We start from the raw sequence: 13,853 nt of genomic DNA on the forward strand, positions 1-13,853 counted from the left end.
TCAGATGCCGAAGTCGCCGCCGAGGTCCTGGTCGAAACCGCCGCCGTCGCCCCATCCGGCGCTGTCGAACCCGCCGCCGTCCGAGGCCCCGCCGTCGGAGCCGGTGTCTCCGGACCCAGCACCCTCCGAACCGCCGTCGCCCGCAGCATCCGTACCGCCGTCGAACGATCCGGGATCCGGCAGGAAGGCGCTCATGATCGTGGACCCGATGACGTACCCGGCCACCGACCCGAGGATCGAGGCGCCGAGCATGCTGCCGAACCCGGGGCCCTGCCGCTGCGCCCCCATCCCGCCCCCGAGTCCACCGAGCGAGCGCTCCATGGTGCCGGGCTGGCGGATCTCGGAGCGGGTCGCAGCCTGCGCGAGGGACCGTGGGTCGTCGGCACGCGGGGCGTCTCCGGCCGGCGCGTTCCGGGAGAGCTCGTCGAACACCATGCGGCGCTGCTCGGGCGTCAGGCGCTCGAACGCCTCGGTGTGGACTTCCTCGATGCGCTCGGGCGGCGCCGTGCGGAGCAGGTAGCGGTACCGGTCGACAGCCTGTTCGTCAGCCGACCGCGGTCCCGACTGAGCCGGTCCGGACGACGCACCGCCCTGGTAGGACTGCTCGCCGTACCGGTACTGCGAGTCGGGCTGCCGGCCGTACTGCCCCCGCCCGTCCTGCGTCGTGGGCTGCTGCTGGTCGTCACGGCCGAGCAGCCGGTCGAGGAAACCCATGGTGTCGCTCCTTCGGGGTCGATGGCGTCTCAGGCTACGGAGCACCGTCGAGCACGCGCTGTACGGCTGCTCAGAATGTGCCCGACCCAGCTGTCAGGGGGCTGTGCACCGTCGGCGTCAGCGAGCGGCGCGGTGCTCCTCCACCGTCTCCTCGACCGACGCCTCGGGACGACGACGAGCGGCACGACGCTCGGCACGACGGACGAGCGGACCCACCACCATCCGCCAGCCGAGCAGGAACACCCCGGTCACGATCGTCGCGACGATGAGGAACGACAGCGGGAGCGGGTTCCCGTCCTCGACGCCCTGACCACTCGCGACGCGGATCACCATGCCGACGAACACCGTGAGGATCCACGCGACGCCACCGGTCGGCCAGAGGGCGAGCGGGCGTGACCAGCCTCCGGTCGTCACGTAGGCGATCGCCCAGCCGGCGAGGAACGGGTACGCCGTGACCCACAGCGTCCAGGGCGTCACGCCTTCCCCGTGGGAGAGGCGGCCGATCAGCGCGAACACGACGAGGAGCACGACGTCGACGACGGCGGCGAGCCAGGAGAAGGAGCGAGTCGTCACACGCCCATTGTCGCAGCCCCGCTCAGAACAGTCCGTCGTGCGGGCGGTCGTCGCGCTCGTCGAACCCGGCGAACATGTCCGACACGAGCGCCGCGATCTGCGGTTCGACGAGTCGGTCGACGGCCTCGGCGATCCGTCCGCGGTGGTCGACGAGGGCGAGGCAGACGGCGGTGCCCGTCGCCCGCGCGCACTCGTCGGACAGGGCGATCTCGTGGTGGAGCGCCGCCTTCGCCTCGTCCGACAGCGGCTCGCGCGGGACCTGCTCCGCGGCGCCGGTGCCCTCGAGTTCGGCGAGCGTGAACAGGAACGGCTCCCCCGGGGTCGGTTCCGGGTCGATGTCGAGCCCCTGGAACTCCGGCGACAGGCCGTCGGCGGGCTGGTAGCCGGCGTGTCGACGGCGGGCAGCCATCCGGTCGAGCTCACGGCCGAGGAGCGGCAGGTTCTTCGCGGTGTACTCGTCGACCGCTGCGTCGACGATCGTGGAGACCCGGCCGATCAGGGCGTGCTGGACGGCGTGCGGGACGTCCGGGCCGAAGCCGGCCGCGGTCGCGATCGGGGACCCGGTGCACTTCCGGCAGATCCGGGTGCGGGGACGGGCGGAGCCGATCTGCCACCGTGGCAGCCATCGGAGCCAGACGTCGACGGCGTTCCGCACGCGTCCGTCGATCCCGTCCATGGGACAAGCGTACGGACGGGAGGCGCGGATCACCCGTTCCCGCACGGAACGATGCACGAACGGGTGCGCTGGTCAGTGCGTCGGGCCGGTGACGAAGTCGATGAGCTCCTCCACCCGGCCGAGCAGCGACGGCTCCAGGTCCGCGTAGGACCGGACCTGCCCGAGGATCCGCTGCCACGCCCGAGCGATGTCCGCCTGCTCCTCGTGCGGCCAGCCGAGCGCGTCGCAGATGCCGTGCTTCCACTCGATCGACCGCGGGATCGTCGGCCACTCCCGCAAGCCGAGCCGCGCGGGCTTCACGGACTGCCAGACGTCGACGTACGGGTGTCCGACGACGAGCACGTGCGCGCCCCACTTCCCGCGCATCACCGCCTCGGCGAACCGGGACTCCTTCGACCCCGGCACGAGGTGGTCGACGAGCACGCCGACGCGACGATCCCGGTCCGGCCGGAAGTCGTCGAGGACCGCCGCGAGGTTGTCGACGCCCTCGAGGTACTCCACCACGACGCCCTCGACGCGGAGGTCGGCACCCCAGACCTTCTCGACGAGCTCGGCGTCGTGCCGTCCCTCGACCATGATCCGGGAGGGCAGGGCGACCCGCGCCCGCTCCCGTTCCACGGCGAAGCTGCCGGACGCGGTGCGCGCGCGACCGGCGGCCGGTCCGGATGCCGGCAACGGTCCTCCCGGTCGACCCAGGCTGAGCGGCGCGGCGACGGGTGCCGGCTTGCGGAACGGGACCGTGCTGCCGGGTCCCCCGCCGCCGGGGCGGTTCACCGGCGCGCCGGGACGCCCGAGCCGGACGAGCTCGCCCTCGAGCAGGAACTGGCCCGTGGCGGGGAAGGAGCGCGTGCGGCCCTTCCAGTCCTCGAGCTCGACGTTGCCGGCCTCGAGCCGCACGACGGCACCCGCCCATCCGGATGCCGGGTCCTCGAGGACCATGTCGCGTTCGAGCGGGACCTCCCGGACGAGCTTCCGACCCTTCGAGCGCCAGTCGCCGGAGAGCACGTCCCCGCCGTATCGATCGTCGTCCACCTTCAGGAGCGTAACGTCGTGGCGTCCCCCTCCGGCTCCGTCGCCCTGGCGCGTCGGAACGTGCCGCGCGGCGAGCCGAGACCGCCGAACGGAAGGCTCATCCATGCGTGCAACCGTCATCCACGACGCCCGTGACATCCGTGTCGAGGACCGTGACGTCCCGACGATCCTCCGCCCGACCGACGCCGTCGTGCAGGTCGTCGCGGCCTGCGTCTGCGGGTCGGACCTCTGGCCGTACCGCGGCGTCCGCGAGACGACGGAACCCCGCGCGATCGGACACGAGTTCGTCGGGACCGTGACCGAGGTCGGCGACGACGTGACCGACCTGCACGTCGGCGACTTCGTCATCGCGCCCTTCACCACGAACGACGGTACCTGCCAGGCGTGCCGGCACGGGGTCACCTCGAGCTGCGACCACCAGTCCACCTTCGGCGTCACCCCCGATGCGTACGGCGAGGCGCTCGGCGGGGCGCAGGCCGAGTTCGTGCGGGTCCCGGACGCGCAGGCGTCGCTCGTCGTCGTCCCCGGACCCGTCGACGAGGCGCTGATCCCGTCGCTCCTCACCCTGTCCGACGTGTTCTCCACCGGCCACCATGCCGCTGTGTCGGCCGAGGTCGGTCCCGGCAAGACGGTCGTCGTCGTCGGCGACGGCGCGGTCGGGCTGTCCGCGGTGCTCGCGGCGTCCCGGCTCGGTGCGGACCGCGTGATCGCGATGAGCCGCCACGCCGACCGGCAGGCACTCGCGACGGAGTTCGGTGCGACCGACATCGTCGCGACCCGCGGGGACGAGGGCGTCGCCGAGGTCCGTGCCCTGCTCGGCGGCGACCTCGCCGACTGCGCACTCGAGGCCGTCGGCACGAAGGAGAGCATGGACCAGGCACTCCGGGTCGTGCGCCCGGGTGGGAACGTCGGCTACGTGGGTGTGCCCGCCGGTGGACCCGAGCTCCCGCTCCCGTACCTGTTCGGGCACAACGTCACGGTCGGCGGCGGCATCGCACCCGCCCGCGCCTACATCGAGGAGCTGCTCCCCGACGTGCTGTCCGGTGCGGTCCAGCCCGGCAGGGTCTTCGACCTGGAGCTCCCGCTCGAGGAGGCCGCCGAGGCGTACGCGGCGATGGACGAGCGGCGCGCGATCAAGGTGCTGCTCCGTCCGTAGCCCGGTCCCGGCATACGATCTCGGATGGGCGCTCGTGCCCGACCGGGATCGGAGGGACGGATGCGCGTTCTCGTCGTCGAGGACGAGGCCCCGCTGCGCGTGCGCGTCGTCGCGGGGCTCGTCCGGGCGGGGATGGCCGCCGACCCGGCCGGGTCCATCGCCGAGGCCGGGTTCGCGATGGCGGTGAACCGGTACGACTGCGTCGTCGCCGACCGAGGGCTCCCGGACGGGGACGCCGTCGACTTCGTGTCCGCGCTCCGGGCCGACGGGAACGCCGTGCCGGTCCTGCTGCTCACGGCGCATGGCCGGCTCGACGAGCGCGTCGCAGGGTTCGAGCACGGCGCCGACGACTACCTCGTCAAGCCGTTCGCACTCGCCGAACTCGTCGTCCGCATCCGGGCGTTGACGCGTCGGACGCACCCGCCCCGCGTCCCGGTCGTGACGGTCGGCGACGTCGAACTCGACCTCGCACGACGGCGGGTGTCCCGCGCCGGTGTCCTGCTGACGCTCACCGCCAAGGAGTTCGCCGTGCTCGACGTGCTCGCCGAGCGACCGGACGAGGTCGTGACGCGCACCGAGCTGATCGATCGGTGCTGGGACGACGCGACCGAGCCGATGTCGAACGTCGTGGACGTCGTGATCGGTCAGCTCCGCCGACGGCTCGGCCCACCGGAGGTCATCGAGACCGTGCGCGGCGCCGGCTACCGGCTCTCCGGGGCACCGTGAGCACGGTCCCGGCCGGCACGGCGGCCCGGCGACTCCGCCGGACCCGGATCCTGATGACGGTCGCGTTCACCGCCGTGACGGCGATCTGCCTCGCGCTGCTCGCCGGGCTCGCGCTGCGGATCGACGCGTCGTCCGGGGTCGACGTGCAGACGTCGAACGTCGCGGAGCGGGCGGGTGGCCTGGCGCGCGGCATCTACTTCGACGGCGGCGTGCTGCACCTGGAGCCGCTCCGCGAGGACGAGCTCGCGGTCGGGGCGACGGAGATCGGCGTCTACCGCCTGGACCGCTCCTCCGACGTCGCGTCCACGGCCTACCGGAAGGGCACCCGGGTGGACGAGCTCACGACGGACGAACGCGACGGGATGGTCGCGGACGTCGTCGAGGAGCAGGGGTCGGTGCACGACCGCCTCCGGACACGCGCCGGGCACTCCGTCGTGTGGGCCGCTGCACCCGTGTGGAACGAGGCCGACCGCATCGGTGCCGTCGTCATCGTCGGGCAGGACCTCTCGGCACAGGAGGCCGGCCACGACCGGCTCGCGCTGGGGCTGGGGCTCGGCTGCCTCGTGCTGCTCGCCGCCGCGGGGCTCGCCGGCTACACGCTCTCGGGTCGCGCGATGCGCCCCGCGACCCGCGCACTCGCGCAGCAGGAGCAGTTCCTCACCGAGGCCGCGCACGAACTGCGCACACCGCTCGCCACCCTCCGCCTGTCCGTCGAGACCGGGGACCCGGACGACCGGGAGCACTCACTCGGCGTCGTCGACCGACTCGACCGGCTGATCACGGCGCTCCTCACGCGGGCGCGGATCGAGGCCGGGACGTTCGAACCGGAACGGACCGCCCTGCGTCTGGACCAGCTCGTGCAGGAGGTCGTGCACGAGGTCGGCGACACCCGGTCCGTCCGCCTCGTGACCGAACCCACCGTCGTCGTCGGCGATCCGGTCCTCCTCGGCCAGGCGGCGCGCAACCTCGTCGACAACGCGCTCCGCCACGCTCCGGGGCCGGTCGACGTCACGGTCACGCCGCAGCGCCTCGCGGTCCGCGACGGCGGTCCCGGCATCCCGGAGGAGCGCCGGGGATCCGTCCTCCGACGCGGCACCGGCTCCGGGAGCGGCACGGGGACCGGGCTGTCCATCGTCGCCTGGGTGAGCGAGCTGCACGGAGCGACGCTGACCCTGTCGGACGCCCCGGGCGGTGGGTTGGTCGCCGAGATCGCGTTCCCGGCCGTCTGACGTCGCGGAACCTCATCGTCACCTCATGTCCGCCTGGCGAGACTGCCCCTGCGGCCTCACCCGCAGCGCGCGGCCTCCTCGCCGCGAGCACACACGACCTGGGGAGAACAGACCATGAGACCTCGCAGAACACGCTTCGTCCTCGGCATGGCGGCCGTCGTCGCGGTGGGCGCCATGCTCGCCGGTTGCGCGACCTCCCCGGTGGCGCACCGGCTGCCACGGGCACCGATGCTCGAGACCCGCAGCGACGCGATCACGAACGCACGAGGACTGCAGCTCGGCATGTACTACGGCGACCAGTCCCTCGCCGCCACCGACGCGGCGCTCGGGACCACCCCGGCGATCCACCTGACCTACCACGACTGGAAGTCCGACTGGAGCCACGACCCGGTCCTCGCGGCAGACGCGGGCCGCGGACAGACCTCGCTCGTGAACTGGGAGCCGTTCGGCGCGGACTTCCACGACATCGTCCGCGGCAGGTACGACGCCCTCATCACCAAGCAGGCGAAGGGTGCGGCCACGTTGCGTCGTCCGGTCATGCTCGACTTCGCCGCCGAGATGAACGAGGAAGAGGGCTGGGGCGGCCACGACCCCGCGCTGTACGTCGCCGCCTGGCGTCACGTGCACGACCTCTTCGCTGCGGAGGCCGGCGGGGCGGTGCAGTGGGTCTGGGCCCCGAACAACACCGACAGCGACGGCGCTCCGGCGGCGATCGAGTACTACCCGGGCAGCGCCTACGTCGACTGGACCGGGATCGACGGGTACAACTGGGGCACGTCCGACCCGGACTTCGACTGGCAGTCGTTCGCGTCCGTGTTCGGCGACATGTACGGGGTCCTGCATCGGCTCGGCAAACCGATCATCATCGGCGAGACGGCGTCTGCCGAACAGGGCGGCAGCAAGGCCGGGTGGATCGCCAGCATCCTGCCGACGCTCGCGAAGCAGTTCCCCGACGTCAAGGCCCTCGTCTGGTTCGACATCCAGAAGGAACGCGACTGGCGCATCCACTCCTCGTCGAGTGCGTTCAGCGCCGTGAAGAAGCTCGCCAACGACAGGTCCGTCGTCTCGGCCGCCCCCGTCCGTGCCGCCGCCACGAGGAAGGCCGTCGACGGGTTCGACGTCGAGGGGTTCGAACCCGAGGGCGCCGACGCCGCCCTGATCGACCAGAACGCGGCCGCCGTGAACGTGATCGGGGTCGACGGGCTGCTGCTGAGGACCGACGGGACCGGCGTCTCCGCACCGTCGACCGACGCGAAGGTCCGCCGGGACCGGGCACACGCCGACGGACTCACGGCGCAGTTGCTCGTCAGCAACTACGACGAGGGCATCGGCGACTTCAGCGAACCGATCGCGAAGAAGTTGCTGACGTCGGCCACGAACCGGGCGAAGGTCGTCAACGCCCTGGCCGCGGACGTCAGGACCGGCGGCTGGGACTCGATCATGATCGACTTCGAGGCGATGAGCTCGGCCGAGAAGACCGGCCTGACCTCGTTCGCGAAGGAGCTGCGGGCGAAGGTCGGCGACTCCGTCCGGCTCGACATCGCGATCGCCGCGTCCACCACGAAGGCCGGGTACGCCGCCCAGGGATGGGACGTCGCCGCGCTCGCTGCACCGCTCGACCACCTGACCCTCATGGCCTACGACCAGCACGGACCCTGGGAGCCGAACGACCCGGGGCCCGTCGGCGCGCTGGACTGGACCACGCAGTCGGTCGCCGCGTTGAAGAGCCTGGCACCGGCGGACCAGATCGTCCTCGGCGTCGCCGGCTACGGGTACCACTGGCACGGCCCGGACGCCGCGGCCCAGGTCTCCGACCGAGAGGCCCGCGACCGTGTCGCCGCGGCACACGCCACCGCGACCTGGAACGGCACGGTCGGCGAGTGGACGGCGACGCTGCCGAACGGCGAGGTGCTCTGGTGGTCCGACGCCAGGTCGCTCGGGGTGCGCGAGACCCTCGCCGAGCAGCTCGGCCTCACCGGTGTCGCGGTCTGGTCCCTCGACCTCTCCGACACCATCGTGCCGGTGCGCTGAGGTGGCACGGCGCGGATCGCGCCGTGCGGTGCAGGGTGCCGGCGCGGGTGGTGTCCGCGGAGCGGAGTAGCGTGACGCGAACCACTCCTCAACGACGAGAGAGAGCTCCCGTGCGACACGCATTCCTGACGGTCGGCATCCTGACCACGAGTCTGATCGGCGCGGCCGTCCTGCCCGCTGCCGCGGAGGCGACGCCGACGGCCGCGCCGACGTCGTCGCCGTCCGCGAGTGCGAGCGCCGACCCCGCGACCACCGCGAGCCCGACGACCCCGGCCGCGTCGAGCCCACCGACGGCACCGGCCGCGTCGACGGCACCGTCCGCGTCGTCGGCACCGTCCGCGTCGACGGCACCGGTCGCGCCGGGCTCGTCCTCGGGCGCGGCCGTGTCACCGGACCGCCACCACGGACGGACCGCGACCTACCAGAACCCGCTCGCGCTGCGCCTCCCGGACGGTCAGACGGCCGCGAGCTGCGCCGACCCGACCGCCGTCCACGGGGCCGGTCGCGATCGGAACTGGTACCTGTACTGCACCTCGGACGCACTCAGTGCGACCGAGCTGAACGCGGACGGGTCGCTCGTGCAGCACGTCGTGCCGACCTACCGGTCCACCGACCTGACCGACTGGACCTACGTCGGCGACGCCTTCACGACGAAGCCCGCCTGGGTCGGTGCGGCGAACGGCATCTGGGCACCCGACGTGGTCTACCGGGCCGGGTCGCACGGCCGTGCCGGGACGTGGTTCATGTACTACGCCGCATCGGACACCCCGAGCGCGACCGGGCCGACCGGCGGCGGTTCCGCCGTCGGCGTGGCGACGAGCTCCAGCCCCACCGGCCCCTGGACGGACTCCGGCGGCCCCGTGGTGGCACCGCAGACCGCGGCGAACGGCACCGGCTACCGGTGGGAGTTCGACCCCGAGGTGATCACCGACCACGGCTCGACCTACGTGTACTTCGGCAGCTACTTCGGCGGGGTGAACGTCCGGACCCTCAGCGCGGACGGCCTCCGGTCCGACCCGGCGTCCGAGCGGCCGATCGCGATCGACAACCGGTACGAGGGCTCGTACCTGATGCAGCACGGCGGTTGGTGGTGGTTCATGGGGTCCGCGACGAACTGCTGCAACGGTTCGCTCACGGGCTACGGGGTGTTCGTCGCCCGGTCGCGGAGCCCACTCGGACCCTTCGTCGACCAGAACGGCGTGTCGATCCTCGACACGCGCGTCGGCGGCACTCCGCTCCTCGCGCAGAACGGGAACCGGTGGGTCGGACCCGGCCACGACACCGTGGTCACGGACTTCGCGGGGCAGGACTGGATCATCTACCACGCCGTCGACCGGAACGACCCGTACTACGCCGGGCAGACCGGCTACACCAAGCGTCCTGTGCTCATGGACCAGCTCGACTGGAACGGCGGCTGGCCGAGCGTCCGCGGCGGAGCCGGCCCCTCGGACACCCCGCAGCAGGCGCCCGCCGCACAGCCCGGCGACCGTGCTGCGGCGGTCGCCGCGCCCGCACCGGTCATCGTCCCCGGCCGGACCATCGGCGCCGCGTCGACGGACTTCTCCGGTCGGTCGTTGCCCGCCGCGCTGACGTGGACCCGGGAGCCGGACCCCTCGACGTGGTCCGTCCGCCACGGCTCGTTCCGCTGGCAGACCCAGGCCGCCGACCTGCATCCCCCGCAGACACCGCTCGCGTCGGTGCTCACCGAAGCGGCGCCTTCCGGGGACTACGTGGTCGAGACCCGCGTCAAGGTCGACACCCCGGCGACGGGCGACGGCGTCAACTACGTGCAGGGCGGCCTGATCGTCTACGGCGACGACGGCAACTACATCCGCCTCGTCTCGAACTCGATCTTCGACACCCGCCAGACCGAGTTCGGGAAGGAGGTGACCCCGCAACCGACGGGCGCACCGAACTACGGCAACATGGTCGTCGGACCGGTCGGCGAGTGGACGACGCTCCGGATCGCGCACCACCTCGTCGACGGGCAGGACGCCTACACCGCGTCCACGAGCGTCGACGGACGTCACTTCGTGCAGGGCGGCACGTGGACGGCGGACCTCGGCGCGCATCCCCGCATCGGGCTCATCTCGCTCGGCGGCTCGGGGTTCACGAGCACGTTCGACTTCCTGCGGGTGGACACGGCGAGGACGGTGGGCGGCGGGATCCGCTGACGCGGGACCTGCTGCCCTGAGGACGCGGCCGTCCGCCTGGAGGCGCGCGGCGTGACGATCGCAGCAGGCTCCATGGAGCCGCGGATCATGGGAGCGCCGGTCAGACGATGTCGGAGATCGCCAGGACGCGGTGCGGGGCCGAGGCCTCGACCCGCCACCCCGCGGGCACGACGGCGTCGAGCTCCGACACCGTGTAGCTCCGACGGATCGAGCGCAGACCGTCGACGAGCACGAACGTCCCCGCCGCGACGAACGGTGCAGTGAGCGCGTACGACCGGTAGGCAGCCGGGGATCGGCGGATGTCGCTGTGCACGACCCGACGCGTGGCGAGCACGGCGGAGTCGGCCAGGAACCCAGCACGCTCGTCGTCACCGAGGTGGTGCAGCACGTGGTTCGAGACGACGACGTCGAACCGCTCCCCTGCCGCGACGAGCTCCGCGCTCGAGGCCGTGCGGTAGGCGACCCCGGCCGTCGACCGACGACGCGCGGCTCGGAGTGCCCGCTCGTCCGGATCGACGCCGACCACCTCGACGTCGAGGCCGTCGGACCGGGCCCACCGCGCCAGGGACCGTGCGAGGTCGCCGCCACCGCAGCCGAGGTCGAGGACCCGCCCAGGACGACTGGCACCGAGCAACGGCCGGACCTCTCGCCGCCACACCCTCCGCCATCCGGCGACCAGTGGATTGATCAGCGCGAACCGGCGGAACGTCCGGTCGAGCGTCTGCGGATCGCACCCGGGGTCGTCCATCAGCTCGGTCAGGTCGGTCGCCCGCACGGCGAGGTCCGGGTGCCGCGGCTCCCCGTTCCGGAACCGGCCGACCGTCGGGTCGCGATCGCGACCGTCGCTCACCCGCGCACCACCTCGAGCGCGGCGGACTCGACCGTCAGGCCGGGGCCGAAGGCCAACGCGACCACGCGGGTGCCCGCCGTCGGCTGCTCCCGGAGGATGCGCTCGAGCACGAACAGGACCGTTGCACTCGACATGTTGCCGAAGCTCCGGAGCACGTCGCGCGAGGCGTCGAGTGCGCCGAGCGGCAACGTCAGCTCCTCGTCGACGCGGTCGAGGATCGCGCGGCCTCCTGGGTGCACGGCCCAGAGCGGGACCTCGGCTGCGGAACGGACCTCGATCGCCGCGAGGACCGGCGCGACCGCCTCCGCGACGTGTTGCTCGATGAGCCGGGGCACCGCCGTGCTGAGGACCATCTCGAACCCCTCGTCGCCGATGTTCCAGGCCATGTCCTCCTCGCCCTCGGGGATGACGGTCGTGGCGAACGCGTCGATGCGGAGCCCCGCGGGGCCGGGGGCCTGGTCCTCGTCGGCGAACCGCGCACTCGGCAGGTCGGGGACGACCACGGCGGCGGCGGCACCGTCGGCGAAGACGCTGTTCGCGACGATCTGGTCCGGGTCGGAGGACGACCGTACGTGGAGCGTGCAGAGTTCCGCGCAGACGACGAGGACGACCGCGTCGGGGTCGGCCTGGCAGAACGCGGCCGCAGTCCGGAGTGCGGGGAACGCGGCGTAGCAGCCCATGAAGCCGATGTGGTGCCGGAAGACGCCCGGGCGCATGCCGAGCTGCCGCGCCACCGCGAGGTCCGGCCCGGGCTGCGTGAAGCCCGTGCACGACACCGTCACGACATGGGTGACCTGGTCCGGGTCGATGTCCGCCGCCGTGAGGGCCTGACGGGCCGCCTCGACGAAGAGCGGGATCGCGAGGTCGCGGTAGCGGTCGTTCCGGAAGCGTGTCGACGGGGAGTGGATCGTCCCGTCCGCGTCCACGAAGGCCCCCGGCCGGTGGTCGTCGTGCAGGTCGTCGAGGACGGTGTGCCGCTGGTCGACGGCCGAGGCACCGAACGCTGCGCCGACGAGCCGTTCACCGAGCCGCCCGAGGCCCGGCTGTGCTCGGAACAACCGCATCGCCCCGTCCTGGTCGATGACGCGAGGCGGGGTTGCGGTGCCGATGGCACGGATCGTTGCGGACACACTCCATCCTGGCACCACGGGGTCGAGATCCCACAGGTTGTGGACGGACGAGGCCGCGGCGTCGGGTCAGGGCATCGCGCGCCCGCGTTCCTGCTCGACCACGGCCTCCCGGTCGGCGAGGCGGCCGAGCTGCTGCAACGGACGCGTCATGCGGCGGTTGGCGCGGAGTGCAGGTTCGGCGTGGTCGAGGAAGGCCCAGTACCCGGCGGTGAACGGGCAGGCGTCCGGACCGAGCCGCTGGGTCGGGTCGAACCGGCATCCACCGCAGTGGTCGGTCATCCGGTCGATGTAGCGCCCGCCCGATGCGTACGGCTTCGTCGCGACCCGACCGCCGTCCGCGTGCTGCGACATCCCGATGATGTTCGCCGGCATCACCCAGTCGGTGCCGTCGACGAACAGGTCGGTGAACCACGCGGTGAGCTCGACGGGGTCGTACCCGCGCTGCAACGACCAGTTGCCGAGGATCATGAGGCGTTGGATGTGGTGCAGCCAGCCGTGGTCGTGGAGGTCGTCGAGCGCGGTGGTGAGACAGGCCGCGGTGACCTCCGACGTGTCGAGCGCCCACCACCACGCGGGCAACGACGTCGGCGGGCCGAGCGGTGCGGCGTCCGCGCCGTAGTCCTCGCCGAACTCCCAGTACAGGTGCCAGACGTAGTCGCGCCACCCGGCGACCTGACGGACGAAGCCCTCGACGCTCGCCAGCGGCGCGCCGTCGTCGAGTGCCGAGATCACGGCGCCGATCGCCGTCCGGGGGTCGAGGACACCGAGGTTCATCGGCACGCTCAACAGCGAGTGCGCCATCGCCCGGTCGTCCTGGAGCACGGCGTCCTCGAACGGCCCGAAGTCGTTCAACCGGGTCGCGACGAAGTCGGCCAGTGCGTGCTCGGACTCGCCGGGCGTCACCGCGAACCGTCGGCGGTCCATCGCCCCGACGAAGTGCACGAGGCCGTCTCGCTCCCACTGCGCGAGGTCGTCGCGTGCCTGTGCGTCGATGTCGTCCTCCGTCGGCGACCACGGGTCCGGGAGACCGAGCGAGGTCGCGCCCTTCGGAGGCGGGTTGCGGTTCTCGTCGTCGAGACTGAACCGCCCGCCCGTCGGACGGTCGCCGTCCATGAGCCAGCCTTCGCGCCGGCGGACGTGCTCGTAGTGGTGTTCCATCACGAACCGGCGGGACGATCCGTCGGCCCAGTCCGCGAACTCCCGTTCGCTCGTCACGAAGCCGCGGCTCGGGAGGACGTGCACGTCCGGGAACCGGCGGACGTCAGCACGGAGTGACCACGACGGTGGGTCGATCACCTCGAGGTCGTGTCGTTCGGCGAGCGCGTCCTGGACACGGCCCACCCGGGCGTGTTCGGCCCGGTCACCGAGTTCGACGACGCGGTGCCGGAGGGCGGAGAGCCACAGGAGGGCCTTGGCACGGTGCATCGGACGCGCCGTGAAGAACTCCATCGCCTCGACGACGAGCATCGGTCCGCCGTCGTCGAAGGCGGGGCCGTACTGCCCGGGCAGGAGCACCCGCGTGCGGAGAGGGTCGCTGGTCACGCGCCCATCCTGCCGCGGCC

12 protein-coding genes are annotated in these 13,853 nt (G+C 72.5%); 5 read left to right on the plus strand and 7 right to left on the minus strand.

Features of this window, described 5'->3' with window-relative positions:
• From ACO0E0_RS09055 to ACO0E0_RS09070, 4 genes are all read right to left on the minus strand, one after another.
• Nucleotides 1-714, minus strand: a complete 714-nt coding sequence (locus ACO0E0_RS09055) for a hypothetical protein (protein WP_422871079.1) — start codon at nt 712-714, stop codon at nt 1-3.
• Between the two features lie 117 nt (nt 715-831).
• Nucleotides 832-1,287 (minus strand): DUF3054 domain-containing protein, encoded by a 456-nt coding sequence (locus ACO0E0_RS09060; protein ID WP_422871080.1) that lies wholly within the window; start codon nt 1,285-1,287, stop codon nt 832-834.
• A 22-nt stretch (nt 1,288-1,309) separates the two neighbouring features.
• Entirely contained in the window at nt 1,310-1,963 is a 654-nt protein-coding gene (locus ACO0E0_RS09065; protein ID WP_422871081.1) for a spermidine/putrescine ABC transporter substrate-binding protein, read from the minus strand.
• A 72-nt stretch (nt 1,964-2,035) separates the two neighbouring features.
• A complete protein-coding gene (locus ACO0E0_RS09070; protein ID WP_422871082.1) occupies nt 2,036-2,995 on the minus strand; it encodes a DUF3097 family protein in 960 nt (319 codons plus the stop codon).
• A gap of 103 nt (nt 2,996-3,098) precedes the next feature.
• Between ACO0E0_RS09070 and ACO0E0_RS09075 the strand changes: the two genes are divergently transcribed.
• The 5 genes from ACO0E0_RS09075 to ACO0E0_RS09095 all read left to right on the plus strand — a co-directional run bounded on the left by ACO0E0_RS09075 (nt 3,099) and on the right by ACO0E0_RS09095 (nt 10,311).
• A complete protein-coding gene (locus ACO0E0_RS09075; protein WP_422871083.1) occupies nt 3,099-4,151 on the plus strand; it encodes a zinc-binding dehydrogenase in 1,053 nt (350 codons plus the stop codon).
• A 60-nt stretch (nt 4,152-4,211) separates the two neighbouring features.
• The gene (locus ACO0E0_RS09080) at nt 4,212-4,877 is read left to right on the plus strand and encodes a response regulator transcription factor (protein ID WP_422871084.1); all 666 of its coding nucleotides are present in this window, start codon (nt 4,212-4,214) and stop codon (nt 4,875-4,877) included.
• Nucleotides 4,874-6,106, plus strand: a complete 1,233-nt coding sequence (locus ACO0E0_RS09085) for a sensor histidine kinase (protein ID WP_422871085.1) — start codon at nt 4,874-4,876, stop codon at nt 6,104-6,106. Before ACO0E0_RS09080 ends, ACO0E0_RS09085 begins: the two co-directional genes overlap by 4 nt.
• Nucleotides 6,107-6,220: 114 nt before the next feature.
• Nucleotides 6,221-8,137 (plus strand): glycosyl hydrolase family 18 protein, encoded by a 1,917-nt coding sequence (locus ACO0E0_RS09090; protein WP_422871086.1) that lies wholly within the window; start codon nt 6,221-6,223, stop codon nt 8,135-8,137.
• Between the two features lie 110 nt (nt 8,138-8,247).
• Entirely contained in the window at nt 8,248-10,311 is a 2,064-nt protein-coding gene (locus tag ACO0E0_RS09095) for a glycoside hydrolase family 43 protein (RefSeq protein WP_422871087.1), read from the plus strand.
• Between the two features lie 100 nt (nt 10,312-10,411).
• On the opposite strand, the gene ACO0E0_RS09100 is transcribed toward ACO0E0_RS09095, so the two are convergent.
• The 3 genes from ACO0E0_RS09100 to ACO0E0_RS09110 form a co-directional block, all read right to left on the minus strand.
• On the minus strand, nt 10,412-11,161 hold the full coding sequence (locus ACO0E0_RS09100; protein ID WP_422871088.1) for a methyltransferase domain-containing protein: 750 nt from the start codon (nt 11,159-11,161) through the stop codon (nt 10,412-10,414).
• Entirely contained in the window at nt 11,158-12,291 is a 1,134-nt protein-coding gene (locus tag ACO0E0_RS09105; protein ID WP_422871089.1) for a type III polyketide synthase, read from the minus strand. The genes ACO0E0_RS09100 and ACO0E0_RS09105 overlap by 4 nt, the downstream gene beginning before the upstream one ends.
• A 66-nt stretch (nt 12,292-12,357) precedes the next feature.
• Nucleotides 12,358-13,833: a cryptochrome/photolyase family protein gene (locus ACO0E0_RS09110; protein WP_422871090.1), complete on the minus strand. Its 1,476-nt coding sequence runs from the start codon at nt 13,831-13,833 to the stop codon at nt 12,358-12,360.
• Nucleotides 13,834-13,853: the final 20 nt, after the last annotated feature.

The sequence above is a fragment of the Curtobacterium phyllosphaerae genome, assembly GCF_049341865.1.
GTDB classification, from domain to species: Bacteria; Actinomycetota; Actinomycetes; order Actinomycetales; family Microbacteriaceae; genus Curtobacterium; species Curtobacterium phyllosphaerae.

Bases quoted from the DNA above. Each gene is read 5' to 3' on its own strand.
- ACO0E0_RS09055 (WP_422871079.1), bottom strand. From the start codon at position 714: ATGGGTTTCCTCGACCGGCTGCTCGGCCGTGACGACCAGCAGCAGCCC.
- ACO0E0_RS09065 (WP_422871081.1), bottom strand. From the start codon at position 1,963: ATGGACGGGATCGACGGACGCGTGCGGAACGCCGTCGACGTCTGGCTC.
- ACO0E0_RS09075 (WP_422871083.1), top strand. From the start codon at position 3,099: ATGCGTGCAACCGTCATCCACGACGCCCGTGACATCCGTGTCGAGGAC.
- ACO0E0_RS09080 (WP_422871084.1), top strand. From the start codon at position 4,212: ATGCGCGTTCTCGTCGTCGAGGACGAGGCCCCGCTGCGCGTGCGCGTC.
- ACO0E0_RS09090 (WP_422871086.1), top strand. From the start codon at position 6,221: ATGAGACCTCGCAGAACACGCTTCGTCCTCGGCATGGCGGCCGTCGTC.